27 protein-coding genes are annotated in these 26,412 nt (G+C 35.8%); 14 read left to right on the top strand and 13 right to left on the bottom strand.

Features of this window, described 5'->3' with window-relative positions:
- Positions 1-2 precede the first annotated feature (2 nt).
- The 8 genes from LOK78_RS04755 to trhO form a co-directional block, all read right to left on the bottom strand.
- Positions 3-704, bottom strand: coding sequence for a CoA transferase subunit A (locus tag LOK78_RS04755; RefSeq protein WP_053970705.1), 702 nt, complete (start codon positions 702-704; stop codon positions 3-5).
- A gap of 290 nt (positions 705-994) precedes the next feature.
- Positions 995-3,325 (bottom strand): penicillin-binding protein 1A, encoded by a 2,331-nt coding sequence (locus tag LOK78_RS04750; protein ID WP_232393589.1) that lies wholly within the window; start codon positions 3,323-3,325, stop codon positions 995-997.
- 6 nt (positions 3,326-3,331) lie between these two features.
- A complete protein-coding gene (locus tag LOK78_RS04745) occupies positions 3,332-3,820 on the bottom strand; it encodes a gliding motility lipoprotein GldH (protein WP_166956648.1) in 489 nt (162 codons plus the stop codon).
- The gene (locus tag LOK78_RS04740; RefSeq protein WP_232633999.1) at positions 3,810-5,039 is read right to left on the bottom strand and encodes a PSP1 domain-containing protein; all 1,230 of its coding nucleotides are present in this window, start codon (positions 5,037-5,039) and stop codon (positions 3,810-3,812) included. The genes LOK78_RS04745 and LOK78_RS04740 overlap by 11 nt, the downstream gene beginning before the upstream one ends.
- A gap of 117 nt (positions 5,040-5,156) precedes the next feature.
- Positions 5,157-6,101 carry a radical SAM protein gene (locus LOK78_RS04735; RefSeq protein WP_232633998.1) on the bottom strand — a complete coding sequence of 315 codons (945 nt, stop codon included), beginning with the start codon at positions 6,099-6,101 and terminating at the stop codon, positions 5,157-5,159.
- 82 nt (positions 6,102-6,183) lie between these two features.
- Positions 6,184-6,414 (bottom strand): ferredoxin, encoded by a 231-nt coding sequence (locus LOK78_RS04730; protein ID WP_053970709.1) that lies wholly within the window; start codon positions 6,412-6,414, stop codon positions 6,184-6,186.
- The gene (locus LOK78_RS04725; protein ID WP_232633997.1) at positions 6,414-7,658 is read right to left on the bottom strand and encodes a peptidase U32 family protein; all 1,245 of its coding nucleotides are present in this window, start codon (positions 7,656-7,658) and stop codon (positions 6,414-6,416) included. Before LOK78_RS04725 ends, LOK78_RS04730 begins: the two co-directional genes overlap by 1 nt.
- Positions 7,659-7,661: 3 nt before the next feature.
- Positions 7,662-8,741 carry an oxygen-dependent tRNA uridine(34) hydroxylase TrhO gene (trhO, locus tag LOK78_RS04720; RefSeq protein WP_232393595.1) on the bottom strand — a complete coding sequence of 360 codons (1,080 nt, stop codon included), beginning with the start codon at positions 8,739-8,741 and terminating at the stop codon, positions 7,662-7,664.
- A 308-nt stretch (positions 8,742-9,049) separates the two neighbouring features.
- On the opposite strand from trhO, the gene LOK78_RS04715 reads away from it, so the two are divergent.
- The 6 genes from LOK78_RS04715 to LOK78_RS04690 all read left to right on the top strand — a co-directional run bounded on the left by LOK78_RS04715 (position 9,050) and on the right by LOK78_RS04690 (position 14,238).
- A complete protein-coding gene (locus tag LOK78_RS04715; RefSeq protein WP_232633995.1) occupies positions 9,050-9,454 on the top strand; it encodes a hypothetical protein in 405 nt (134 codons plus the stop codon).
- Positions 9,455-9,578: 124 nt separating this feature from the next.
- Positions 9,579-10,022 carry a DUF6197 family protein gene (locus LOK78_RS04710; RefSeq protein ID WP_232393598.1) on the top strand — a complete coding sequence of 148 codons (444 nt, stop codon included), beginning with the start codon at positions 9,579-9,581 and terminating at the stop codon, positions 10,020-10,022.
- A gap of 21 nt (positions 10,023-10,043) precedes the next feature.
- Entirely contained in the window at positions 10,044-10,829 is a 786-nt protein-coding gene (locus LOK78_RS04705) for a hypothetical protein (RefSeq protein ID WP_232633994.1), read from the top strand.
- Between the two features lie 79 nt (positions 10,830-10,908).
- Positions 10,909-12,030 (top strand): hypothetical protein, encoded by a 1,122-nt coding sequence (locus tag LOK78_RS04700; RefSeq protein ID WP_232633992.1) that lies wholly within the window; start codon positions 10,909-10,911, stop codon positions 12,028-12,030.
- A gap of 682 nt (positions 12,031-12,712) precedes the next feature.
- Entirely contained in the window at positions 12,713-13,285 is a 573-nt protein-coding gene (locus tag LOK78_RS04695; RefSeq protein ID WP_232633990.1) for a hypothetical protein, read from the top strand.
- A 41-nt stretch (positions 13,286-13,326) separates the two neighbouring features.
- Positions 13,327-14,238: a hypothetical protein gene (locus LOK78_RS04690; protein WP_232633988.1), complete on the top strand. Its 912-nt coding sequence runs from the start codon at positions 13,327-13,329 to the stop codon at positions 14,236-14,238.
- Here the strand turns inward: LOK78_RS04690 and LOK78_RS04685 are convergent.
- Positions 14,235-15,179, bottom strand: a complete 945-nt coding sequence (locus LOK78_RS04685) for an FAD-dependent oxidoreductase (protein WP_232633986.1) — start codon at positions 15,177-15,179, stop codon at positions 14,235-14,237. The two genes, LOK78_RS04690 and LOK78_RS04685, sit on opposite strands and share 4 nt — an antisense overlap.
- Positions 15,180-15,628: 449 nt before the next feature.
- On the opposite strand from LOK78_RS04685, the gene recA reads away from it, so the two are divergent.
- The 4 genes from recA to LOK78_RS04665 all read left to right on the top strand — a co-directional run bounded on the left by recA (position 15,629) and on the right by LOK78_RS04665 (position 19,375).
- Complete coding sequence (gene recA / locus LOK78_RS04680; protein ID WP_053970718.1) at positions 15,629-16,636, top strand: recombinase RecA; 1,008 nt, start codon at positions 15,629-15,631, stop codon at positions 16,634-16,636.
- Between the two features lie 107 nt (positions 16,637-16,743).
- Positions 16,744-17,169: a hypothetical protein gene (locus LOK78_RS04675; protein ID WP_232633984.1), complete on the top strand. Its 426-nt coding sequence runs from the start codon at positions 16,744-16,746 to the stop codon at positions 17,167-17,169.
- Positions 17,170-17,198: 29 nt separating this feature from the next.
- Complete coding sequence (locus LOK78_RS04670; RefSeq protein WP_232393605.1) at positions 17,199-17,741, top strand: RNA polymerase sigma factor; 543 nt, start codon at positions 17,199-17,201, stop codon at positions 17,739-17,741.
- The gene (locus tag LOK78_RS04665) at positions 17,741-19,375 is read left to right on the top strand and encodes a synaptonemal complex protein 1 (protein WP_232633983.1); all 1,635 of its coding nucleotides are present in this window, start codon (positions 17,741-17,743) and stop codon (positions 19,373-19,375) included. The genes LOK78_RS04670 and LOK78_RS04665 overlap by 1 nt, the downstream gene beginning before the upstream one ends.
- Before the next feature lie 86 nt (positions 19,376-19,461).
- Here the strand turns inward: LOK78_RS04665 and LOK78_RS04660 are convergent, their stop codons facing one another.
- Complete coding sequence (locus tag LOK78_RS04660) at positions 19,462-20,199, bottom strand: lysophospholipid acyltransferase family protein (protein WP_166956692.1); 738 nt, start codon at positions 20,197-20,199, stop codon at positions 19,462-19,464.
- Between the two features lie 123 nt (positions 20,200-20,322).
- On the opposite strand from LOK78_RS04660, the gene trpS reads away from it, so the two are divergent.
- Complete coding sequence (gene trpS, locus LOK78_RS04655; RefSeq protein ID WP_232633981.1) at positions 20,323-21,291, top strand: tryptophan--tRNA ligase; 969 nt, start codon at positions 20,323-20,325, stop codon at positions 21,289-21,291.
- Here trpS and dprA read toward each other — a convergent pair.
- Entirely contained in the window at positions 21,288-22,388 is a 1,101-nt protein-coding gene (gene dprA, locus LOK78_RS04650) for a DNA-processing protein DprA (RefSeq protein WP_232633978.1), read from the bottom strand. The genes trpS and dprA overlap by 4 nt on opposite strands.
- Before the next feature lie 105 nt (positions 22,389-22,493).
- On the opposite strand from dprA, the gene LOK78_RS04645 reads away from it, so the two are divergent.
- The 3 genes from LOK78_RS04645 to LOK78_RS04635 all read left to right on the top strand — a co-directional run bounded on the left by LOK78_RS04645 (position 22,494) and on the right by LOK78_RS04635 (position 24,621).
- On the top strand, positions 22,494-23,432 hold the full coding sequence (locus LOK78_RS04645; protein ID WP_232633977.1) for an HU domain-containing protein: 939 nt from the start codon (positions 22,494-22,496) through the stop codon (positions 23,430-23,432).
- Between the two features lie 98 nt (positions 23,433-23,530).
- Positions 23,531-24,043 carry an acyl-CoA thioesterase gene (locus LOK78_RS04640; RefSeq protein WP_232633975.1) on the top strand — a complete coding sequence of 171 codons (513 nt, stop codon included), beginning with the start codon at positions 23,531-23,533 and terminating at the stop codon, positions 24,041-24,043.
- A 140-nt stretch (positions 24,044-24,183) separates the two neighbouring features.
- Positions 24,184-24,621, top strand: a complete 438-nt coding sequence (locus LOK78_RS04635) for a hypothetical protein (RefSeq protein WP_232633973.1) — start codon at positions 24,184-24,186, stop codon at positions 24,619-24,621.
- Between the two features lie 45 nt (positions 24,622-24,666).
- On the opposite strand, the gene LOK78_RS04630 is transcribed toward LOK78_RS04635, so the two are convergent.
- Both LOK78_RS04630 and LOK78_RS04625 read right to left on the bottom strand, forming a co-directional pair.
- The gene (locus tag LOK78_RS04630; protein ID WP_232633971.1) at positions 24,667-25,329 is read right to left on the bottom strand and encodes a hypothetical protein; all 663 of its coding nucleotides are present in this window, start codon (positions 25,327-25,329) and stop codon (positions 24,667-24,669) included.
- Positions 25,330-25,332: 3 nt separating this feature from the next.
- Positions 25,333-26,337, bottom strand: coding sequence for a hypothetical protein (locus LOK78_RS04625; RefSeq protein WP_232633970.1), 1,005 nt, complete (start codon positions 26,335-26,337; stop codon positions 25,333-25,335).
- Positions 26,338-26,412: the final 75 nt, after the last annotated feature.

The raw sequence follows: 26,412 nt of genomic DNA, 5'->3' as shown, positions 1-26,412 counted from the left end.
ACCTAATTTCTTTGTCTTACTGTTCTTTGTTCAATTCGTTTTTCATAGGTCTCACCTTGGAATATGCGTTGTACAAATATTCCCGGAATATGAATTTGATTGGGATCTAAACTACCAACCGGCAATAACTCTTCCACCTCAGCTACCGTAATTTTGGCGGCTCCACACATGGCTGGATTAAAGTTTCTCGCCGTCCCCTTGAATATAAGGTTTCCTGCTTCGTCACCCTTCCAAGCTTTTACAAAGGCAAAATCTGCCTTAAAGGCTTCCTCTAAAACATACATTTTACCATTAAATTCTCTCGTTTCTTTACCTATGGCTACTTCGGTTCCATATCCCGCAGGCGTATAAAATGCAGGAAATCCAGATTGAGCTGCTCTGCATCGTTCTGCCAAAGTACCTTGTGGGATCAACTCTACTTCAAGCTCGCCACTTAGCATTTGTCTTTCAAATTCATCATTTTCTCCTACATAAGAAGAAACCATTTTCTTTATTTGACGCTTTTGCAACAGCAATCCCAAACCAAAATCATCTACCCCTGCATTATTGGAAATACAAGTCAGACCATTAACATTTAATTTTACTAGTTCAGCAATGGCATTTTCAGGTATACCACACAGACCAAATCCACCTAACATCAAGGTCATATTATCGGTTATACCTTCTAATGCTTCCTGTACATTAGATACCTTTTTTAAAATCATTTTTGTTGATTGTTTGTATTTGTAATTTATGGTTTGAAAAATACGAAAATAACCGCGAGGAAAACAGAGAAATATTAAAATTCACCCCTTGACTATTGGCGAATTCGCAAAACAATGGTCTATGAATTTAAATCCTTTTTGAACAAAAAAAATCTGAAAGCCTATTCTTTTCAGAAGGCACCATGAATAGAAACTATTTTTATAGGGTAAAAAATAACACATCTAGTCGATAATCTATCCAAGGATAAACAATCGACTAAAAAATTTATCTAAACTACTTTTAGAAATAGTTAAAAGATATCTAGAGCATCGGGCTTTTCTTCCTCTGGAATCGTTTCTTCCGAAGAAGTACTATCATCACAATCAACTGCAATAGTTAATTCTTCTGGGCGTTCAAAATCCGCCTTAGAGACCTCCAGTTCTTCGTCATTATAACAGCTTTTCATAAACTGTCCCCAAATAGGAAGTGCCATTGAGGCTCCCTGACCGTAAGTAATCGTTCTAAAGTGTGCAGCACGGTCTTCAGCACCAACCCAGACCCCTGTGACCAAGTTTGGAACCATTCCCATAAACCAACCATCACTTTGATTTTGGGTTGTTCCCGTTTTACCAGCTATAGGGTTGTCAAATTCATAAGGATAACCTGTTATGATTTCTTTATAAACCGCCACATTGGTTGCCCAATTGCTGCGTAACCTTTGCCCTGAACCATATTGAGTAACACCTTCCATTAAATTAACGGTTACATATGCTGCCTCCTCACTTAGTACATCTCTTGTTTCTGGTTTGAATTGATATAAGATGGTCCCATTTTTATCTTCGATATGGGTTACCATGACTGGTTTGTTATAAACCCCTTTATTAGCGAAAGTAGCATAGGCAGCCACCATTTCATATACACTTAAGTCAGCTGTTCCTAAAGCGATAGAAGGTACTGGTGGGATCTCTGCTTCCACACCTAATTTTTTGGCCAAATCCACCACGGGTTGTGGCCCAACCTTATCTATCAATCTAGCAGTAATGGTATTAACCGAATTTGCTAAAGCACTCTTTAAAGTTAAGTCTCCTCCATAGCTTCCATCTGAGTTTTTTGGCGTCCATGGCTCTATCAAACCGTACTTTCCAGCTTCAATAGTTATTTGGGTATTAGGCAGCTCATCGCATGGAGACAAATGCAATTGATCGATAGCCGTAGCATATACAAATGGCTTGAACGTAGAACCAACCTGCCTTCTACCTTGTTTAACGTGATCGTACTGAAAGTGTTTATAGTTCATACCTCCAACCCAAACTTTTATGTGACCTGTTTGGGGATCCATAGACATCATACCTGGCTGAAGGAATGATTTGTAATATCTCATGGAATCCAAAGGTTTCATGATTGTATCTATTTCACCTTTCCATGAAAAAACGGTCATTTGGGTAGGTGTGTTAAAGGATTCCAATATTTCCTTATCCTCCTTTTTAAGGTCATACTTCATGTGCCTCCACCTTTCGGATTGCCTTATTCCACGCTTCATCAAACCATCAATCTCATCTTTAGTTAACTCTAAAAACGGAGCGGTAGGATTCCTGTCTGGAGTGTTTTGATGATCAAATTCGGCCTGAAGTCTAGCCATGTGCTTTTGAACCGCTTCCTCGGCATAGGCTTGCATTCTAGAATCGATGGTAGTGTAAACTTTTAAGCCATCGTTATAAAGGTTGTACTTAGATCCATCAGGTTTAGGGTTATCTTTTATCCAATCCTTTAAGAAATCCCTCAAGTACATTCTAAAATACGTAGCAATTCCCTCACGGTGTGACTCAGGAGAATAATTCAAATCAAGATCCAAATCTTTTAAAGAGTCCTTAACTGTTTCTTGGATGAAATCATATTTGTACATCTGATTCAGAACCACATTTCTTCGATTTGTCGTTCCAACAGGGTTTCTCCTTGGATTATACAGAGAAGAATTCTTAAACATCCCAACCAACATAGCAGATTCCTTGACTTCTAAGTCTCTAGGCTCCTTATTGAAATAAATTCTTGATGCCGAACGAATACCATCAGCATTATTCCCAAAATCATAAATATTAAAATACATGGCTATGATTTCTTCTTTGGTATACTGGCGCTCCAAACGAATGGCGATAATCCATTCTTTAAATTTTTGAAGAATTCGTTCTACGATATTTTGGGATCCTTCGCCATGAAACAATTGTTTGGCCAATTGCTGAGATATCGTACTTGCTCCACCTCCTTTTCCTAAGGTTAAAAAGGCTCTTAAAGTTCCACGTGCATCTATTCCAGAGTGGCTATAAAATCGAGCATCTTCAGTAGCGACTAAAGCATCAACTAAATGCTTTGGAAGATCATCAAAACCTACTGGAGTTCGGTTATCGTTAAAATAATATTTACCCAGTGTTTTCCCATCAGAAGAAATAACTTCGGTCGCCAAATTGGTTTTAGGATTTTCTAATACTGTATGGTCTGGCATTTCTCCAAAAACTCCCCAAGATGCCAATAAAAAAAGAAGGACGACAAACAGAATTCCTCCGAGAAATAATCCCCAGAACCAGCGGATAAATTTACCGAAATCACTATTGGTACTGGATTTCTTGGTTTGTTTTTTCTTTGCCATAGCCAATTAGTTTTGTTCTATTTTTTCGATTCGGAAACCTACATCTGTAACTCCTTTCAAGTTTTCAACACCATCTACTTCTCCATTCTCCCTCATAGCCTGTTGTACCTTCAGGGTATACTCCCCAGACTCCTTAAAAACAACACCTTCTTTATACCACAACTTATTCTCTTTAATGTCTGAAAATCCAGTTCCTAGCAAGGATCCATCTGCTTTAGCCATTTCATATTCCAAAGTATCCGTTACCTTTTTCCCATGAGGAAAATCCATCTCCACAATTAAAAACAAGTTTTTGAAGGGGTAATCATTCGTATTTCTAAGATTTACGAATAAATTATAGGGTTGGATCGTATCTGGAGGATTAATTTTAAAACTAATGATCGAGTCCTTATGCCATTTATTTGGTAAGGAATGATAAGTATCATAAACCCTTTTGGAATCGCAAGAAACCAAACTAATAGTTAAAATAAGTAGGAGGAACAGCCTATTTTGCATTCGATTTTTTGTTTTGGGGTTTTCTTCCTCTTTTGTTATTGTTATTCCCTTTGTTACTATTATTCTTAGTGTTGCTGCCTTTGCTATTGTTATTGCTCTTTCTCTTGTTATTGCGCTTTCTACTTCGCTTAGGCGTATCAAAACGAGTTAAACTATCTTGTCCTACAACGTTCTCAAACTCATTTTTAGTATCTTCAACCAAGTCTGCAGCATATTCTTCAAGACTCGCTACTTTCTTCTTTTGTTTGTTCAATTCCAATATTTCATTGGCTTGATCTTGGGTAAGTTTGTGCCAATTGGCATACTCCCCTTCATAGGCATACCATAGAAAGCCTTTAAAAATATCCGTCTTTTGACAAACTGCGGTTCCCTTTTCAGTAACTAATTTGGCATCTGTTTTAGGAAAATCTTTAAGAGCATCCAGATAGGTATCCAATTCATAATTAAGACAACATTTCAGCTTTCCACATTGGCCTGCCAACTTTTGAGGATTTAAAGAAAGTTGTTGGTATCTCGCCGCCGAAGTACTTACCGATCTGAAGTCGGTTAACCATGTAGAACAACATAATTCCCTGCCACAAGAACCAATACCACCAAGTCTGGCGGCCTCCTGACGAAACCCAACTTGTTTCATTTCAATTCTAGTCCTGAATTCTTTGGCGAACAGTTTGATTAATTCACGAAAATCGACGCGATCTTCTGCGGTATAATAAAAGGTAGCCTTACTAGCATCCCCTTGATATTCTATATCTGAAATTTTCATTTCCAAGCCCAAGTCTATTGCAAACTGACGGGCTTTCACTTTCATTTTCTCCTCCTTTTCTCGACATTCTGTCCATATATCTATATCCTTTTGAGAGGCTTTTCTATAGATCTTTAGAACATCGGTCTTAGTGTCAAATTTCTTCCTTTTGATCTGTACTCTTACTAATTCACCAGTAAGCGTAACCATCCCTACATCATGACCAGATTGGGCTTGAGTAGCAACGACATCACCAATTGAAAGCGATAAATTTTCGTTATTTATATAATAGTGTTTTCTTCCATTTTTAAAACGCACCTCAACCCAATCATAAGGTTTTTCCCCATTGGGCAGAGACATATTAGAAAGCCAATCGAAAACAGTTAATTTATTACAACTGTCCGTTCCACACGTACCATTATTCTTACACCCCTTTGGCTGACCGTTTTTTCCAGTCGCGCAACTTCCACATCCCATAAATACTGTATATATATTGATTCTGAACGAGATAAACCCTATTTCAGAAGACGATTAATAAAAATTGTTCAAGATGTAAAGATAAGATTATTCTAATGAGATAAAAAACCTATTTTTCTAATTGAAATCCACCTCGTAATTTAGTCTGTTAGAAAGCGATTTTAAGGTCTTTTTAGACTTGAAGATATTGGAAAACAATTGCTTTTCCCAGCCTATTTTTTTTGAATACTCGTTAAAACTTTCCTCTCGCCATTGAAACCCATTTTTCCAAAACTTTTGAGGGGATACATAGCAAAAAGTATAATCAAAAATAAGACTGGAATCATTGATTGATTCCTTGTTTGGAATTTGGTCTGGCGCCAACAAAACAATATTATTTGCTTTGCAATTGGTTCTTATTTGGCCTATGATATTGGGATAGTCCTTCCGTAAAACATCTAGGTCAAATTCTTGATATTCTGTATTTCCAATTTTTTGAATGGGTCTAATTTGAAGTACATCAAAACTCTGCCCATCAAAATGCTTAAATAGGTGCGTTAACTCATGAAAATTATCCTTATTGAAGGTATAATTGATTCTCACCTTAAAATCATAGCTCTTCTTTAACTTGGCAAATGCTTTAAACGCCTCATGAAATTTCTCATAGTTTGCCTTTTTCATAAACCCTTCATAGCTTTCTTTAGTAACCCCATGAAGAGAAATGGTAAATTCATTTAAACCGGCATCCAATAGTTCCTTGATACTATCTTCGGTCAATAAATTGGCATTGGTAGTTATGGAAATATAAGGTACCTGATATTGCTTTCCCAATGCGACAATCTTTGGCAGATTTTTATACAAAGTTGGTTCTGTACCACAACCTATCTGAAGCTTTAATGCTCTCTTAAAAATGGCTTTAGCCACTTGCTCCAACTCTTCTTCTTTAAACTGACCTTTGAGAGTTTTTACATAATCAGCATCTGTAAAATAGCACATTTTACATCTGAGATTACATGCTAAAACAGGGTCAAGATTAACCGCTAAATACCGCTTGTTCAACTTATGCAATAAATAGAGTCCCATGAATTTAACCCGGTGGCTCTTTATTTTTCTATTAAGTTGTAAAAGCTTGTAAATATTCATTCGACGTAGTAGGGTTTACCTATTAAACGTTTTTGACCGAAATTATTTTAACGGGACACGCCTTTGCGGCTTGATCACACGGTTCAAAAATAGTATGGTCTGGTGACTTCAAAGTAAAGAATCCTTTCTTTTCTTGACTTCTTAGAAGTACTGACTTCCCATCTTTTTTAGACATTTGAAATTGTTCTGGCGCTAATTCCACACAGTAATTACATCCTATGCATTTATTTCTTTGTAGGGTAACTACAACCATTAAGCTTCCACTTTATTTTCTACAATTTTGTAGAGTTTGTCAGAAGGGCGCACTCTAAAAGGAATTGGAATAGTCACTGAATCGCCTTTTCCTCCTTTTTCAAGTTGTTCATCATTAACCAACATGGTGTCTACCGTTATTTCTTTAGAACCCGTGGTCGGACCCGTTATTAAAATGGTATCTCCAAGTGACAAATCATAGGCCTCGATTTTAAATTCGGCAATGCTTGTTTTGGGATAATAATGAACTCCTTTCCCTATATATACTTTCTTTTGGGTAGCATGAGACCCAGAACCTTTACTCCATTCCCCAAGTTTTTGACCTAGGTAATAACCACTCCAGAAACCTCGATTGTATACTTTTTCCAATTCTTGCATCCAACCGATCACTTTTTCTTTACTATAGGTTCCTTCTTCTATACTATCAATAGCTTCACGATAACATTTTATAACCTGAGCCACATATTCTGGAGCTCTTCCCCTACCTTCAATTTTTAAAACCTTGATTCCAGCATCCACGACTTCTTCTAGAAAATCAATGGTACACAGATCTTTTGGAGACATGATGTACTCATTATCTATCTCCATTTCAAATCCAGACTCTTGGTCAATAACTGTATATTTTTTTCTACAATTCTGTTTACAAGCCCCTCTATTTGCTGAAGAATTATGAGAATGTAAACTCAAGTAACATTTACCAGACACCGCCATACACAAAGCACCATGACCAAAAATTTCAATTTCCACCAAACGCCCAGAAGGTCCTTTGATCTGTTCCTTTTCAATCTGTTCGGTAATCTTTTTGACCTGCCTTAAACTTAGCTCTCTACTCAGTACCATAGTATCAGCAAACATGGCATAAAACTTTACCGTTTCAATATTGGTAATATTGATTTGCGTAGAAATATGCACCTCCATTTGATGTTCGCGAGCCATAGCTATCACCGCCTGGTCCATAGCAATAACCGCCGTAATATTTGCCTCTTTGGCCTTTTTGACAAGAGTCTTTACAATTGACAAATCATGGTCATAGATAATGGTATTCAAGGTAAGGTAGGTTCTAACTCCTTTTTCTTGACATCTTCTGGATATTTCAGGGAGGTCGTCTAAAGTAAAGTTAATAGAAGCCCTTGCCCTCATATTGAGTTGCTCGACTCCAAAGTATACTGAATTGGCCCCATTGTCCAAGGCTGCCTGTAAAGATTCAAAATTACCCGCCGGCGCCATTAATTCTATCTGCTGCATAACTTAGTCTTTTAATACATTGGGTTGTAATACTTCGAATATGTTTCGCAAGTCTTGCTTAAAAGGTAGGTGATCTGCTCTTCCTTTTTTGAATATATCATTGCTATTTCCCTGCCCTTTTCTCAAAGCCTTTTGCTCCTCATAAGGTAAATGGATGATTTCCTGACAATTGGTTGAACAGCAATTCTCCATCTTTTCTTTACATTCATCACACTGAATAAAAAGCAGGTGGCAGGCTTCATTGGCACAATTGGTATGGGTATCAGCTGGTTTCCCGCACTGATGACACTGAGCGATAATATCTTCTGAAATGCGCTCGGAGCGTCTTTCATCAAAAACAAAATTCTTTCCTATGAATTTGTTCTCCAGTCCTTGAGCGTTCACTTGTCTCACATAGTTAATGATCCCTCCTTCCAACTGAAACACGTTTTGAAATCCACGATGTTTGTAATAGGCACTGGCCTTTTCACAACGGATTCCTCCAGTGCAATACATGACCAAGTTTTTATCTTCTTTGTGATCTTTTAAATCGTTTTCTATGATAGGTAAAGACTCCCTAAAGGTATCCACATCTGGAGTTACTGCATTTTTGAAATGCCCTATTTCGCTTTCATAGTGGTTACGCATATCTACCAACACCGTGTTTGGGTCTTCAATAAGCTCATTGAATCTTTCGGCATTGACATGCACCCCAATATCAGTCACATCAAAGGTTGCGTCATTTAAACCATCGGCTACAATTTTATCACGCACTTTGACTTTCAATTTTAAAAAGGCAAAGTTGTCATGTTCTATGGCGATATTAAGGCGCACATCCTTTAAAAAGGTGATGGTATCCAAATGGGATTTAAAGGCATCAAAATTTATGGCTGGCACTGATAATTGGGCATTTATACCTTCGTGGGCCACATAGATTCTTCCTAGGACATCTAGTTGGTCCCAAGCTAGAAACATATGGTTCCTAAATAATTCTGGATTGCCAATTTTGGCGTATGTGTAGAAAGAGATGGTAAGCCGGTCTTGACCCGCTTCCTCAATTAGTTTCGCTCTTTCTTTAGCACTTAAGTTATTGTACAGTTGCATGCTATACCAATGGTTTAAGGTTAAAGATTAAATTTTTGAGCTGCAAAGGTAATGTTTTTTAACTATTTGCATTAAAACATACCATCAAGCCTCAAAAGCGTAAGTTTTACCCAAGTTATTGTTGGTGATTTGGCAATCAAGTATGTACTTTTCACTAAGCCCTAATGAGATTTAAATAAAATTAATTCCAGTACGCCCTATTGATCCGAACCAAACTTGAACGAGGTTTGAGTGATTTCTGGTTCTTTTCATTCAAGGTATTAGCTTTTGTAGGATTTTTAATTATTTTTAGCCTGCAAAAACCAAAAATGGAACATGTCAAATTGTTTAAGCGGAGAAAACAACTATCAATTGCAATTGGAGTAGTTGGTTTTCTTTTCATTTTGTTAGTCATTCTTGATCGTACGACTGAATTAGGAATAGGTGAACATTTTCCTTTAATGGGTTTTATTTTTGTGATCCAAATGTTCTTAAATTTTGGAAATTTCAAGAAATACTTTTTTCAATTTGACAAACAACGCATCAAATGGAGATTTCCTGGTATGGCTGAACCTAAGGTTATCTGTATTTCGGAAGATTCCATGGATATTACAACCAACTGGAAAGGTGTACAAATAAACCACGAAGACCAATATTATGAGATTTTGACCGACGGTTTATGGAAAGGAGAGAAAAAGCTCATCTACAAAACATTGAAACAATATTATAGTTGAGCCGAATACGGTCTTTTCTCACATAAATCGTTTCAAAATGGCTTAAAATGAGGTTCTTTAGCTATCTTTAATCCCATGCGGGCTTGTAAAGATCTCCTTAAAAACGCCATTGTTAAAAGACCTTATGAGACTTCTTTTATTTTTAATCGCTACTTTTTTGACAATTCCTTGGACCAGTGCCCAAGAGAACATGGAAAACAGGGAGCTTGTATTTGACTCCATGGATTTGAAAATAATTCAGCGAGCCGATTCCATACTTTCGGATGCGGCCATTTGGAACAAGCATGATGACCGCCAATGTGATGATGACATAACCAATGGCAAGTACAGTTTGTTTTGTGCTCTTTTCAAAGCATCCATTGATGTTTCTGGAGAATACATCCACAGAAGGCCCAGTCTTCAAATTGTGAGGTTCACCTTGGAGAAATATGAAAACGGTCGCGTAATTAACCATAGACTTATGGATTGGAACAACCACGCTGACACTACCTTCGAAGAGGTAAAGCAAGTTTTACGGGAATCTGAAGAAGTGGTGAAACAACAACTAAACAAATCAACCAAAAACTAATTGGACATTTAAAATAGCATTATGAAGTACATTTTTCCTTTTTTGATCTTTAATCTTTTATTTCTAGGTTGCTCTAATAATCATGTTGAAAAAAAAGGCTTTCAAGTAAGTGATATCACCGAAGATGAAAGTGGTCAAAAAGTGGTTGGACTTCCCATGGACTCTCTAAAACTGGAAACTAGACCAAGAAATGTGCTTTTGACCTATAACAATGAGCACCGATTGACTCCAATCTATAAAGTGAACTATAATAAAAAAACAAACAAACCTTTTGTGGGCTCCAATTTGTATCATTCTACTTGGAATGATGATGATAGAAAAGGGAACAATTGGAACAATAACTTCATGCCAGGTTTTGAAGCGATTTACGGTTATAACTTTGTGAACGTTTCCCATTACAACAACTTGACAAATACTGAAAACAAACTTTTTGACAAACCTGTTTTGATCAAAACCCTTTACTATCCCGCCTTTTCCAAAGACACTCTGAATTATGAGCCTGTAAAAAGAGGTTATTACATGGTATCAGTTTATGATGAGGACTCTAACAAAGATGGTTTTATAAATATGAAGGACTTGAGAAGACTCTATCATTTTGACATGGACGGAAAGAATAAAACGACACTAATCCCGAAAACACATTCGGTCATGAGTTCGGAATATGATGCTGCCAATGACTATATGTACGTTTTTGCAAAAAAAGACAGCAACCAAAATGGGCAAATGGAAACTGAGGAGCCCACAGACATTTTTTGGATTGATCTTAAAAACCCGGAAAAGGTGGGAAAACAATATCAAGCTGAATAAAATAACTTCCCAAAGTCCCCATTTATAGAGTTACCGATAATTTGGGATATTGCCTATTTTTGCTCATGTTTGAACATCTATGACCCACAAGCAATTTACTTTTAGGACCACCAAGCCAGAACAGAAGCAACACTGCTCTATTGTTTCCATCCATAATTACTATTTACAGTTTAGCAATGACCTGAATTATACCTTTTCAGAATATAAAGGCACTTCAATCCATCTGTTAGGAAATATTTTTGACTATATACGTACAGAGGCATCCAATCAAGAATTATTGGACACTTTAGCAAAACAGAAGTCAAAGGAAGACTTTTTTAAAATGCTTAATACCTTTTATGGCGAATATATTCTGATTTATACCACAAAGGAATCCCTGATTGTATTGAATGACTGTTGCGCCCAAAAAGAGGTTTATTATTCTGAAGACTATAGTGATTTGGCTTCAGAATTACACTTCATTTCATCAACATGGGAACATCCAAAGAATCATGTTTATTATAATTCCAAGCTTTATGATCCAAAGAAATTATTTATAGGGACCACAACTCCAGACCCATCTATAAATCACTTGTCCCCTAATCATTATCTGGATTTACTGAACAAAAAAACGGTTCGTTTTTTCCCCTTTTCAAAAATAACTCCTCAATCTATCGATGATGTTGCCAAAAAAGCCGCACTCATGTTGAAAGGTTATATTAAAGCTATTGCAAACAGACATCCCATCATTCTGCCTGTTACTGGAGGATTTGATAGTCGATTACTATTCCTTGCCAGTTTACCAACGGAATGTGATTATTTTGTTTTCCAACATGATAATATGAATGAATCCCATTATGACATTCAAATAGCCAAAAAGTTAACTCATTTGTTCAACAAAAAACTACATGTTATTGAAGATGGAGCAACTGATATCGCTTCAAACAAAAACAATTCTTTCAAAACTGACTATCAAGAATTCATTCCAGGCAAAGTAATAATCAATGGAAACATAAGCGAGGTAGCTAGAAATTTTTTCAATTACATTAAGCCAGTTTCTGGAATAAAACTTGCTGTTCTTAATGGTTTTTCCACCAACAATTTTGTAACAGTTCAATATGACCAATGGTTGACCAAAAACCAACGCCTATTTGAAACTTTTGGCTATAACATGCTAGATATGTTTTATTGGGAAGAGAAAATGAGCAATTGGGCCGCTTGATCAAAAACAGAAAATTCCAAAGAAGGTTTAGAGGTCATGTCTCCCTTTAATTCTCGAGCACTTTTAGAACTGCTTCTTTCTACTAAAAGAAAAGACCGAGATAAGTACACAAGCAAGCTTTACCAAAAGATTATAGAAAACTTGGCGACCAACCATAAAACCATAAATGGAATTCCTACAAATCCTGATTTTGAGAGAAAAAAGGCGCTGTTTCTCAAAAAAATAGGGTTATTTCAATTTTATGATGAGATACTTTTAAAAGCAAGGATTATGAAACGAAAGATTTAATACGCCTATTCCGAGTATTCCGTATTAACTAGAATAAAATCGTTAATATATGTCACCTCTTAAAAATATCCTATTCCTGTCTTATCCTAACTCTAACATTTTAATATAAATGATGTTAACGAAAATTATATTGATTTGTTTAATTCACTTTATGATTATAGTGAAAACGGACTAAACCAAAAGTTCAAAAAGTATTTCAAAAAATTTAAAATTAATAAAGAAAAAGCGTGGTTAAAATTTATCGAAAATGAAATAGGAATATCTGGAATCCGTCTATTTAAAATACAAACTAATGGGAATATCAAAGAAAAATATTTGAACTCTAATGGAAGTGTAGAATCATCAACATGCCCTTAAAAATTAACACCTCATTTCTTTTAAAACCATAATTAAAATGAAAATAATACTTTTAATAATAACTTTTCTTGTTACTTGGACAAGTCAATCGCAAATTATCAATATTGATCCAATTATTCCCATTGAAGATTATGAAAATTACCCTAATGACATTCCAAATGGCACATACATTCAAGACATCAACGGAGTTTTAAATCCATACCTAGGAACTTGGGAAGGATCTATTGGCAATAAAAATATTGAATTTCAAATATATAAAGTCACTTCTACTTTTTTAGAAATATCAATAGATCAACTACAAATACGGTATAAATTAACGAACCTCAGTGGAAATGTTTTAATCAATACCATGAACATTCCTGAAGAAGATCCTTTAATCATTAAAGGAGATTATTTAGGAGATGATGCCAACTATTATGTACTTGATTATTATGGTGAGGAAGCTACATGTGGTCAAAAGGGAGCTTTGTTTATAAGAGTTTTTAATAACGGCACTAACATGAGAATCAACTTCATACCAAATCCAGAAATAATGGATATGAATATCTGTCCCAATAATCAACCCGTAGAACAAATATTTCCAGAAGAATTTGTTTTAACAAAGCAATAACAGGTTCTTTGCAACCGCATTTTAATTTTCAAATTAAAACTTTGACTCTCAATAACAAAAAACACAACTGGTTGCTAATTTCTGGAATAGGCATGTTCTGTTTAGGTATGGTAACCTCTTTTTTTGTAGACTTCAATTTAGCCCAAAATCAGAAAACTTTTGAAAGTTACACTAGGGTCGGATTCCCTCTTTTTCTCGTTTTCGCAATTTTTATAGCTCCTATTTTTGAAGAATTGAGTTTTAGAGGAGGCTTTGTTCAATCCAAAATTTTAAGAGCTATCTCTCTTATTGGTTTGATTATCTTTTTCTTTCTGACCCAAAGTTATTTAACCAAAGCAATAACCGTGTTATATTTAGCATTGTTGGTATTTTCCTTTATAAATAAACGTATGCCTTTGCTAATCCCCTTGGCCATACTCAACGCTTTTCTATTTGCACTATTCCATCTAGACACCGACCATTTGATAAGCTGGAATGCATTAGCTGGATTTAGCTTTAGGAGTGCTTTTGCATTTTTTGCTATTTGGATTTGTATCAATTTTAATCTATTAAAATCCATACTTTTCCATTCGGTTTGGAATTTAAGCCTCGTGTTAGTTTTTTCCTATTCCCTATTTTTCCCAGATGAAACCATTCAACATTATGAAAACGAAAACATACATGTCACTTGGAATAGAACTTCAAAAAAGTTTCATGGAAAAGTGAACTTTCCAACTATGACCCACATAAAGGCAACAAGTTGTGAAGCTTCATTTTTATTAAAATCTGTGCTATGGAGCGATACGACTGCAAGCCACACTGATCAGTTCATACCTACCGAACTTTTTATGGATTATCATTTCGAAATAAAGTTAAAAGATTCTATAGCTAAACAACCTAACTTATACCAACCCATCAAACAATTTTTACTGGATGAAGAATTATTGATGATTACAAAACCTGAAGAGAATTAAAGTTGCTTTTTAAAACGCTCTGCCAATTCTATGGCACACCCCCAAGCTACCGTAAAACCGGCACCACCATGACCGTAATTATGAAAAATGTTGGAGTATTCGGCATCATATTCAAACCGCACTTCGCTCCTTAAAGGTCTCAAACCCACTAAAATTTCTAAAACTTCCGGTTGTTTCTCACTTAAGCCCGAGGTTTTCAATCGGTCCAAAATTTTTTGAGTATCGACATCATCTACTTGTTCATTATAATCATTGATATAGTCCGTCCCACCCACAATGCTATCTGTACTTCTATTGAAGATATAAGTCAGCTTGCCAGGTTCTGTTGAGTTGACACAAGATGCTCCTGTTAGCTTTTCACACCTCAGGATCTGTCCGCGCATGGGTTTTAAGTGAATATCCCGACACAAATCCTTAGCCCCCATTCCCGTGCAATTAACAACCCTGCACCCTAATGAGGCCATTTCTTGAAGCGATTTTACTTCCTTCAGGATAAATTGTCCATCAGCATCCAAAAATTTCTGAAATAAATAAGGCAAATATAAAGGCGGTTCTGCTAAAGGTACTTGGGCCAAAAAAGCATTTTCAACACCCTTTGGTAGTTCATGGTCATGGGCTTTTCTAACTTGGTCATCTGGTAAATGAGACGTCCAAGACGTATCACTTTCAGAATTATAAACTACCATGAACGGTATGATAGACACGCCATTTTTCAGACTTACTTCTTCTAAGTATTTCTGATAGGAATACGCAGCCCATTTATTTGCCTTTTCAATGGGATGCACTTCAAAAGGAAACCAAATAGCACCCACTTTATGGGATAAGGTCTTTTGAAACGGTTCTTTTGAAACGATTTCGACTTGAAATCCCTTTTCCTGTAGTTGCAGAGCTGTTGTAAGCCCAACAATGCCGCTACCAACCACCACAACTTTCTTTTGCATAAGCTCTTTATCACTAAGTTTTCAAAGATATTTAAAAGCGTCTTTAAAACATTCTTTTTATTCTTGTAAAACCCCTAAAAACAAAAAGCACTTTATAGAAACTATAAAGTGCTTTAAGTAGACTAACTCGTTATTATTAATTCAATTTTTTTCTCAAAAAACAAAATCAAAAAACGAGTTAACCACCATCGGCTTTACAGTTACTGTTTATAAAAACAGGAACTGAAACACCCCATGCGTTAATAAATTTCTTAAAAAATTTCATCTGGTAATCATTTTAAATTAAACATTCCGGATGAAAATTTGCTGCACTCTGCAGCTCTTTTCATAGCAAAAGTTCCCCACTTTATTCTATAGATGCAAAAAGAATAAAAAGGTTGCGTCATAAAATTGTAAACTGATAAAAGTTGTAGTATTTTAGCATTTATCACAATGAAAAAAAACAGAGTATGAGCAGCGAGAAAGAAGCCAAATTAAAAGCATTAAAATTAACCTTAGATAAATTAGATAAAGCTTACGGAAAAGGAACTGTCATGAAAATGAGTGACCAAGCGGTTGCTGATATTGAGGCTATCTCATCTGGTTCTTTAGGCTTGGATTTAGCACTAGGAGTTGGAGGATATCCACGTGGCAGGGTGATTGAAATTTACGGACCAGAATCCTCTGGTAAAACAACCTTGACATTACATGCCATTGCCGAGGCTCAAAAAAAAGGAGGCATCGCCGCCTTTATTGATGCAGAACATGCTTTTGATAGATTTTATGCCGAAAAGTTAGGAGTTGATTTAGAGAATTTAATCATCTCCCAACCAGACCATGGAGAACAAGCATTAGAAATAGCAGACAACTTAGTGCGCTCAGGAGCCATTGACATTATTATTGTGGATTCGGTTGCTGCATTGACGCCCAAAAGTGAAATTGAGGGAGAAATGGGAGACTCCAAAATGGGGTTACACGCCCGATTAATGTCTCAAGCTTTGAGAAAGTTAACGGCTTCCATCAGTAAAACCAATTGTACCATGATTTTCATCAACCAGTTACGTGAAAAAATAGGGGTCATGTTTGGAAACCCTGAGACTACCACAGGTGGAAATGCTTTGAAATTCTATGCTTCCGTAAGGTTGGACATTAGACGTTCTACCCAAATAAAAGATAATAACGGGGATGTTTCTGGTAACAAAACTCGCGTCAAAGTGGTTAAGAACAAAGTGGCACCGCCATTTAAAACGGCTGAATTTGACATCATGTATGGAGAAGGAATTTCTAAAGTGGGAGAAGTTCTAGATCTAGCTGTTGATTTTGGTATTGTTAAAAAGAGTGGTTCCTGGTTTAGTTATGAAGATAGCAAACTAGGGCAAGGAAGAGATGCTGTTAAAGCCTTATTGAAAGATAACCCAGATTTGATGGATGAACTTGAACAGAAAATCAAGGAAGCTATCAAAGAAAATCAACAATAAAAAAGCAAATCCCGAAAAATTCGGGATTTTTTTATATCCAGACGCAACCTTTTTATTCTTTCTGCATCTACTAAATGAATTGTTAAACCAAAGATATACTTGATTCAATGATGAGGAGTTTAAAAATATTTGTAACCTTGGTTTTGACTGTAGTCATGTTTCAATCATGTAGCCTCAGTGATGATGACACAATCAATGTTCAATATGAATTGTTACCCGTTGAGGAAGCCTTTTTGCCCACAGAAATGACCGTTAATGAAATTTATGAAATAACGGTCTCTTTTATTCTGCCTACCGATTGTCATGCTTACAATGACATTTATTATTCCAAGGACGATTTTGAAAGAACGGTAGCCATTGTTTCAGCCTATTTTGCAAATAATGAGCCATGTGAAACGCAAACTGCCATTTTTGAAACCAATTTTAATTTTAAACCCCTAAATTCAGGGACCTATACTTTTAAGTTTTGGAAAGGAACAGATGATTCCGGAACAGATCTCTATGAAGAAGTTCTGGTAGAAGTTTCAGAGTGAGTTATTAGATTTAATTAATTCAAAACAATGTGAGTTTAAAGCAACTCATACAAAAATGTAGTAATCATGATACCCAAGCACAAAGCGAATTATACCAGATATTTTCGGGTAAATTGTTTTCGGTTTGCTTGAAGTATTCAAGAAATTACGCGGAGGCGGAAGATAATCTGCAGGACGCGTTTGTGACTATTTTTAAAAAAATAGCACAATTCAATCATAAAGGTTCTTTGGAAGGATGGATGAAACGAATCACCGTCAATACAGCGCTTCAAAAATATAGAAAACAAGGTGTTTTTGAAATTATTGATGAAGCTCAGATTGAAGATGTGGAGGTGGAAATTGAAGATGATGATATTACTATTGATTATCTGTTGAAAATTATTCAGGATTTACCGGATAGGTACCGACTGGTTTTCAATTTATATGTTATGGATGGTTATTCCCATCAGGATATTGCTGAATTGCTATCTATTTCACCCGGAACATCCAAATCCAATTTAGCCAGAGCCCGAAAGATTTTAAAAGAAAATATTGAAGATTACAAAAGGCGAATGAATTCGCAGACGCTATAATGAGTGATAAAAAGCACATAGACCGAATTTTTCAAGAAAAATTCAAGGATTTTGAAGTTGCGCCCAAAGATCATGTTTGGAAAAACATCCAAAAGGAACTTCAAGCCGACGAAAAGGATACTAAAGTAATCCCTGCCTGGTATAAATGGGCTGGTGTTGCAGCCTTGTTATTAATTTTATTGACTGTGGGTGGTCTTGTTTTTACCAATCTTGATGTGGTACCAAATGACAAGATCTTAAACCCTGAAAATTCTGTTGTGGATACAGAGCTTCCTGATACATCCAGTTCAAATGAAGGAGATAATTTAAACATCATTAATGATCCAGAATTCAATGATGCTCCAAGTGTGAGTGATAATGGACAAGAAAATCAAGAACAAAAAAACCTCCAAAACACAAATACCAATAGAGCAAATCCATTAACCCAAACTTCAAAAGAAAAAAACTTCAAGACCCAAGACAATTCGAGAACGGGAAATAACTTAGTTGATTCGGTTCATACGGATGCTACCTCCTCAACTGGTCTAGCCAACAATGTAAAATCGAACGTTGGAGATTTTAAAGAAAACGCAAAAGAGAACCTTGAAGACAACAATCAAGCGTATTCAAAGGCTTTGGCAGACAACGAGAACAACTCCAAATCCCAAAATAACAAGCTTAACAATCCTTCTGGAATATCCAATCAATCTAAAGACGTAAGATCAACCACAGAGGAAAATCCACTTGTTCAAAAGAATGCATTGGAACAAAATAAATCTGAAAACGCCCTAGCTACCCACCAGATAAATAAAGACTCAACAGCCATTAAGGCTGAAGAAAGCATTGAAAATTTCCCTGAAAAAGAAAAAGAGATGTCAATTGAAGAGGCCATCGCCGAGGCCGAAGAATCAAAGGAAAAAGATGAAAAAGAAAAATTAAAAAACAGGTGGCAAGTGTATGCAAACATTGCCCCTGTTTATTACAATTCCTTAGGCGATGGCTCTCATATTGATGAACAGTTTGTGGGAAATTCAAAAACTGGTGAAGTAAATACCAGTTATGGTGTCAATGTAGGTTATGTGATTAATGAGAAATTAACTATCAGAACAGGAGTTAATTCATTAAAACTTAGTTATGACACTAATGATGTCATTCTTTATGAAACCCCGGGTGGTGGAACTGGAGGAAATCCACAATATTTAAAGAATTTAACCATGGCCCCAGGAAATGAATCCATTAATGCCATTAGCGCTGATAATTTGGGTGTTCAAACTGTAAGCTCCATGTTTGACGCCAATGCTGCCATAAGTCAAAGAATAGGTTATTATGAAGTGCCCTTAGAACTGGAATACACCCTAGTTAACAGGAAATTTGGCATAGGTGTCGTAGGAGGTTTTAGCACTTTCTTTTTAAATCAAAATGAAGTTTATTCAGAGTTTGAAAGCTACAACACTTATATAGGTGAAGCCAACAATATCAATAATGTGAGTTTTTCAGGAAATTTGGGAATTGGATTGAATTACAAATTCTCTCCCAAGTTCAAGTTCAATTTTGAGCCTGTTTTCAAATACCAGTTTGGAGCTTATGAAAATACATCTGGAAATTTCAACCCTTATATCTTAGGGGTTTATACCGGATTCAGTTTTAAGTTTTAGTTTTTAGTTGGTTAGATTGTTCATTGGTATAAAAATTCCAATAGAACGACCAGGGAAAAGCTGCTTGGTGTCATAGGCAGCTTTTTTCATTTTTGATAACTATGAAGGCTCTTTAAAATAACATTTCTAGATTTTTCATTTAACTCCTTGGTAGTCGCTATGGTATAATCCTTTGTTTCTATAAATGGTAAAATCTTGGCTCTCATTCTACCTGGACTTCCACTAAAAAAGGTGTAAGAGAACCGTTTTATATTATCAGGAAACACCATGGGCACGATGGGAATTTGGTGATTGATTGCTAATCGAAATGCCCCATCCTTAAAACTATCGAGCAAAATAGACTCATCAGGAACTCCTCCCTCTGGAAAAATACAAATACTTAAACCTTGCTTCAATCTCTTTTGGGCTCTCAAAAAAACTGCCTTTCTGCTTTTTTCTGAACTGCGATCAACCAATATACAGGTACGTTTATAAAAGAATCCAAACAATGGTATTTTGGCTAGCTCCTTCTTACCCACAAAAACAAAGGGATTTTTAACAGCTACTAACATCAACATGATATCAGCCATAGAGGTATGATTGGCAATAAACATATAGCTTTCCTTTCTATGAGGTGTTTGGTCTCTGTCAATTTTTACTCGGAAGCCCATTCCAACTAAAATGAATTTGGCCCATAATCTAGCAATCCTGAAGAAAAACGGATACCAAGATTCCTTGGCGATAGATATTAATAAAATAGGAAATAATATAATGATGGGTAAGGCCACCAAAATGTAAAACCAAATTCTATATAAAAGCCAAAAAGGATATTTAATAAATTTCATTGCCAACAAAAATAGTATTTATCTCAATATTCCTACAGAATGATAAAAGTTTAAATTCTAACACCTTCTACTTTTCATAATTCTTTAGGATTGGTTACTTTTGCTGTCCAATATTTGAAATCCATGGCGAGAATTTTAACAGGAATCCAGAGTACAGGGACACCACATTTAGGTAATATTTTAGGTGCCATTTTACCAGCGATAGACATGTCTAAAAAAGAGGAAAATGACTCTTTTTTGTTTATTGCCAATTTACACACCTTAACCCAAATCAAAGACGCTGCAGAACTAAGAGAAAACACCTATTCTGTTGCGGCAACCTGGCTAGCCTTCGGTTTAGATATTGACAAAACCGTTTTCTATAGACAAAGTGATATTCCACAAGTTACTGAATTGTCTTGGTATTTAAGTTGTTTCTTTCCTTACCAAAGATTGACTTTAGCGCACAGTTTTAAAGACAAAGCCGATAGGTTGGCAGACGTCAATTCTGGGTTGTTCACCTACCCTATGTTGATGGCAGCTGATATTTTGTTATACGACGCGAACATCGTTCCGGTTGGGAAAGATCAATTACAGCATATAGAAATGACACGAGATGTCGCTTCTAGATTCCATGCTAAAATGGGAGACACCTTTGTATTGCCAGATGCCAAAATTGAAGAACATGTGATGATTGTTCCTGGAACTGATGGCGAGAAAATGAGCAAAAGTAGAAACAACTTTATCAATATCTTTTTGGATGACAAGAAACTGAGAAAGCAAATCATGTCCATCCAAACTGATAGCACCCCACTAGAGGAACCTAAAGACTGGAAGACCTGTAACTGTTTTGCTATCTATTCTTTATTAGCTTCTGATGAAGAAGTAGAAACTATGAAATCCAATTACGAAAAAGGAGGCTATGGCTATGGACATGCCAAACAAGCTCTTTTTGAATTGATTGTTGAAAAATTTGCAGAACCTAGAGAAAAGTATCATTATTATATGAACAACCTTGAAGAAGTTGATAAAGCCCTATCAGTAGGTGCTGAAAAAGCTAAAAAGGTTGCAAATGATGTACTTTCTAGAGTTAGGGAAAAAGTAGGGTATTAAATAAGCTCAAACAATTTCCCCGGCAGAGGTCTAACGACGCCTTTCAATTCCATATTCAAAAGAATAGCCGCTAATTTATAAGTTGGCAACTGGGTGTCTAGAGCAATCACATCCAGCAACTGCTTTTTTTGATCCTTTAAATAGTTGTAAATAAGCTGTTCATCCTCATTTAAATCCACAAACAGTTGTCGCTGTATGGTTGGCTTTTCTTGTTCCAATTTCCAGTCCAACATAAAGGGCACATCCATGGAATTGGACAACATCTGTGCCTTTTGATGCTTAATCAGATTATTGCACCCTACACTTTGGCTATCGGTCACCCGACCAGGAACAGCAAATACCTCCCGGTCATAAGAGTGGGCAATATCAGCCGTTACCAAGCTCCCTCCCTTTTCGGCAGATTCAATAACAATGGTCGCTTCACTCAGGCCAGCAATAATACGATTTCGTTTTAAAAAGTTCTTCCGGTCAAAATTTGAGGTACTCCAAAAGTCAGTGAAAAATCCACCATGAGCTTCTACTGATTTCACATATTTGGAATGTACCTTAGGATACATATCGTTAAATCCATGAGCCAAACAACCAATCGTTTGAAGGTTATGATCTACAGCAGCCTTATGTGCTGTAATATCTGTTCCATAGGCAAAACCTGAAACAATAATGGGATTAAATGGAGCCAAGTCCTCAACTAATTGCTTGCAAAATTCCATGCCGTGGTTTGTGATTTTACGTGCCCCAACAATACTAATAATCCTTTGATTATTCAGGTTGACATTTCCCCTTTGAAAAAGTAAAATAGGGGCATCGATACAGTGTTTTAATCTTTCGGGATAATCCGATTCCATAAAATATAGGCAGGATATTTTATGAGTCTGAATAAAACGCAATTCATGTTCTGCCTCACGCAAGTGGCTCGCATCAAACAGACCTTCCAAACTTGCTGCTCCAACCCCGTCGATTTTTAATAGATTGCCTCTTTTTTCTTTTAAAACAGCTTCTGCAGACCCGCATACACCAATTAGCTTTTTAGCTGTTATATCCCCTATTTTAGGAACATGTTGCAATGCCAGGGTATAAATTAATTGCTGTTCGGTCATGGGTATCTGTTTGAAATACAACCTACAAGAAACTAAATTTTATGATGTTAATAAATAGTTAAGGGTAAAATTTATTGATATACAAAAATTTCTAACTTTGTTTTTATGCACCTAGAGACGTACATAAGCGATTTATTATACCGATACGAATGCGTGACCGTACCTGAATTTGGTTCCTTTTTAACCCAAAGGGTATCTGCGAGCATTCATTCATCTACAAATGCCTTTTATCCGCCTAAAAAGATTTTGTCTTTTAATGAGCAAATCCAAAAAAATGACGGGATTTTAATAAGATACATAGCTGATGTAGAAAAGATCCCTTATGAAGTAGCATCCAAAAAGGTAGCTAAACACGTGAAGTCCATAAAATCGTATATGACCGAGGGTGAAACCATCTCCTTTCATAACATTGGTGATTTGACCCTTAATTCGGAAGGTCGTATGCTTTTTGAGCCTTCTTATCATCTTAACTATTTAACAGATGCCTTTGGTTTGGCTCAATTTAATTCGGACACCATAACCAGAGAGGTCTTAAAAGAAGAGGTTGAAGCTATTGAAAAAGTAGTGCCATTGACGGTAACTCCTGAAAAACGCCAATCCAGAAACTACTTGAAATATGCGGCCGTTGCGGTTATTGCATTAAGCTTAGGTGGCTTTTTAGCATCTAAGTTTTATGTGAATCAAATAGAAACGCACAATCAAATGGCTCAGGAAGAAGCCAGTCAGCAATTGGAAACCAAAATCCAAGAAGCAACCTTTGTGATTTCAAACCCATTACCTGCAGCGACATTACCAGTTAAAAAGCTTTCTGGGAATTACCACATTGTTGCCGGTGCCTTCAGAATAGAAGAAAACAGTGATAAAAAAGTAGAGGAACTTCAAGCTGAAGGGTACAATGCTCGTAAAATTGGTGTCAATAGATTCGGACTGCATCAAGTGGTTTATGCCAGTTATGAAAGTCGCTCAGAAGCTCTAAAAGCGCTTCAAGACATCAAGGAAAATGATAACAAAGCGGCTTGGTTGTTGGTTAAAGAACTAGATTAAAACACTCCATTTTCATACAGCTATTTTCAGTTTTTAGGCATTTATCCTATCTTCTTTGAAATAACCCGTACCTTTGCACCTCATTTTTGATGTTAGGTATGCAAATGAAAACTCCAGAACAATCCAAAACAACTATGACGGACTTGGTACTTCCAAGTGAAACCAACCCATTAAACAATTTATTTGGTGGCGAACTTTTAGCCCGTATGGATCGTGCAGCCAGTATTGCTGCCAGAAGACACAGCAGACGTATTGTTGTAACCGCTTCTGTAAACCATGTAGCTTTTAATAGAGCTGTTCCCCTAGGTAGTGTTGTAACGGTTGAAGCAAAGGTATCCAGAGCCTTTAAAACTTCTATGGAAGTGTTTATTGATGTTTGGATTGAAGACCGCGAATCTGGAAATCGTACCAAGGCCAATGAAGCTATCTACACTTTTGTGGCTGTAGATGAAATAGGCAAACCTGTACCTATTCCAGAAATCACTCCTGAAACTGACTTGGAAAAGGAACGTTATGCTGCTGCTTTAAGACGTAAACAACTTAGTTTGGTATTGGCTGGAAAAATGAAACCTCAAGAAGCTACAGAACTTAAGGCCTTATTTGAGAATTAGTCTAAATTTTTAAGGCAACATGGTATATGACCAAATCGTTTCAACGGTCTTAATACAAGGTCATTCTAGTATTAATAATCACTCATTTTAATGTTTGTATATAAGTAAATCATTATATTTAAGATGATTTAAAAAACATTATGTATAAAAACCGCTCTCTTCTATTGGGTTTATTTTATTTTAGTTTGTTTTCTTATCATTTGATGTATTCACAACAAAAGAAAACTTTACCGTGGAATCTTCAGGGCACTTTAATTGAACAGCTAAAATCCTATAATTACATTAATGAATTAGATAGTTTTGAATTAGATCTTATTGAGATAAGAATATTAAAAAAAATACCTTTAAACAAAAGCATAAATTTACTACAGGGTGGGACATGGGACATATACATTCCTAAGGAAGGAGTTCCATCTTTTGGTATTCTATCAACTACTGGAGTAGAATTGAAACCAACTGAGAGTAGTTATATTAATCTTCTATATAATTTTAGGATTAACAACTTGCCTAAAACTATAAATCATTATAACACCAACAGCAAACAAAGTTTTAATTTCGGTGCAGGTCTCACATTTTAACTTTTTAAACCATGAATAAGGCCTCAAAGGTTAAATCATCCTCGGTTAGAATTTAAATAAATTAAAGTTTAGTTTTACAAATGGTACAGCAAATTTGACTGGAGTATTAAAGTATTCTGTTTGTTTTGAATAATATACTCCGGCCAAAAGTTCCAATTTTTGTGTTTTATACCCCAAAGCGAATTGATTAGGTGAATAGTTATAATCCAAATTTACCACAGAAAAAGCAATATAATTACCATCACTATCATAATAGGACTGTTTAGTGCCAAATTTAGAGTTTCTATTAAATAATGAAACTCCTGCTCGCAAAAACAATTCATTTGTTTTAAAAACTTTAACGTGAAAGTCAAGATAAAGGTGAAAATCCATGAATAAGCGGTAATTTGCCTTTGTCATACCAAAATCCTCCGCATGGTAAGTGTTAGTATTTAAAAGCGTATAATGAAAGGAATGGGCAAATCCAATACTCAAATCTTTGATAATAAAATAGTCTAAACTATAATTAAGTACAAAACCTGCACTTTGACTATCAATATCGGTCAAATAACCGGGTTCGCTAGGTGAACTATTTTCATTATAAGGTAATGGTGTAATTCGATATTCTGGACCAACCTTTAAGAATAAATGTCCTTTACGATCATCTCTGTTTTGGGAAAAAGCCACTGAAGTTATTACAGTGGCTATTAATAAAAAACATAATCTCATAAATTATTGTAAGTTGTATTTAATACTATTTATGTCAACACTGTAAGTTCTTGCATAAGGGAATCCATTGGTATTATTGGGATCCAACGAAACTGTAGCTTGATGATAAGAACTTTCCCAACTTCTAAACTTAATAATTCTTGACATTCCATTAGGAAATTGATAAACCGCTTGCTTTTGAGTTGCTGGCCAAGGATCATTTTCAAAAATAACATAAAAAACAACATCAGCACTATTTATACTAGAAAAATTATGTAGTATATAATCTGCATTAAACTCATCCCCAATATCATCTCTTTTAACTCTTTTAATTCTTCTACCATCATAATTAAAACAATTAGCTCCTCCTGTTATATCATCACCACAATCCCCACTAGTGTTTGGAAGATTAATAATTTTATAACCCTTGATATGGACCTCAGACCTACCAGCAATCCACGGCTCTTTATGTTGTTTAGGTGTCATTTTATCTATTTCTAAAGGAGTATATCCACTCCCTGTTCCATTTCCTCCTCCGAAACCACTTCCTTGACTATCTATGTCAATTGTATGTAATGTAAAATAAAATTTATTTGATTCACTTAATGTTCCTGCAAATGGCACTAGACTACCACCCTGCTCTGAATAAACATTTACTTTATCAACATTATTAGCTAAATCATAATTCGGTATAGCATAATAGGGGTTGGTATTGGAATAATTCCCTGCTGCAATAATATTACTCTTATAGGGAATAGTAAGATATGGATCCCAGCTTTCTCCTCCTAGATCTGAAAAAGCTACAAATGAGCTATCAATAACTGAGTAATCTAATCTCAAATCGTCAAATAAATCCTTTATTTTGAATTTTAAGGGATATAAAGAGTCCGCTGTATTCTCTAGACTATCTTCAATGTGTGCTTGAACTAGGCTTTTATTTGCGTTTATAAACTGGGAGATGTTTAAAAGATGGCCTACTTTGCAATCTAGTTGATCTTGTAAAGATTGATCTTCTATTGCAGATCTCAAAAACATTTCTGAATTTGATGTTGAGCCCAATGAAGTTGATTCAAGAACCTCTTCGTTGAGTTACGTTTCCTGGCA

The organism is Mangrovimonas futianensis (genome assembly GCF_021245805.1).
GTDB classification, from domain to species: domain Bacteria; phylum Bacteroidota; class Bacteroidia; order Flavobacteriales; family Flavobacteriaceae; genus Mangrovimonas; species Mangrovimonas futianensis.
The sequence above is the reverse complement of the archived record's forward strand: the minus strand, read 5'-3'. Positions and strand labels throughout refer to the sequence as shown.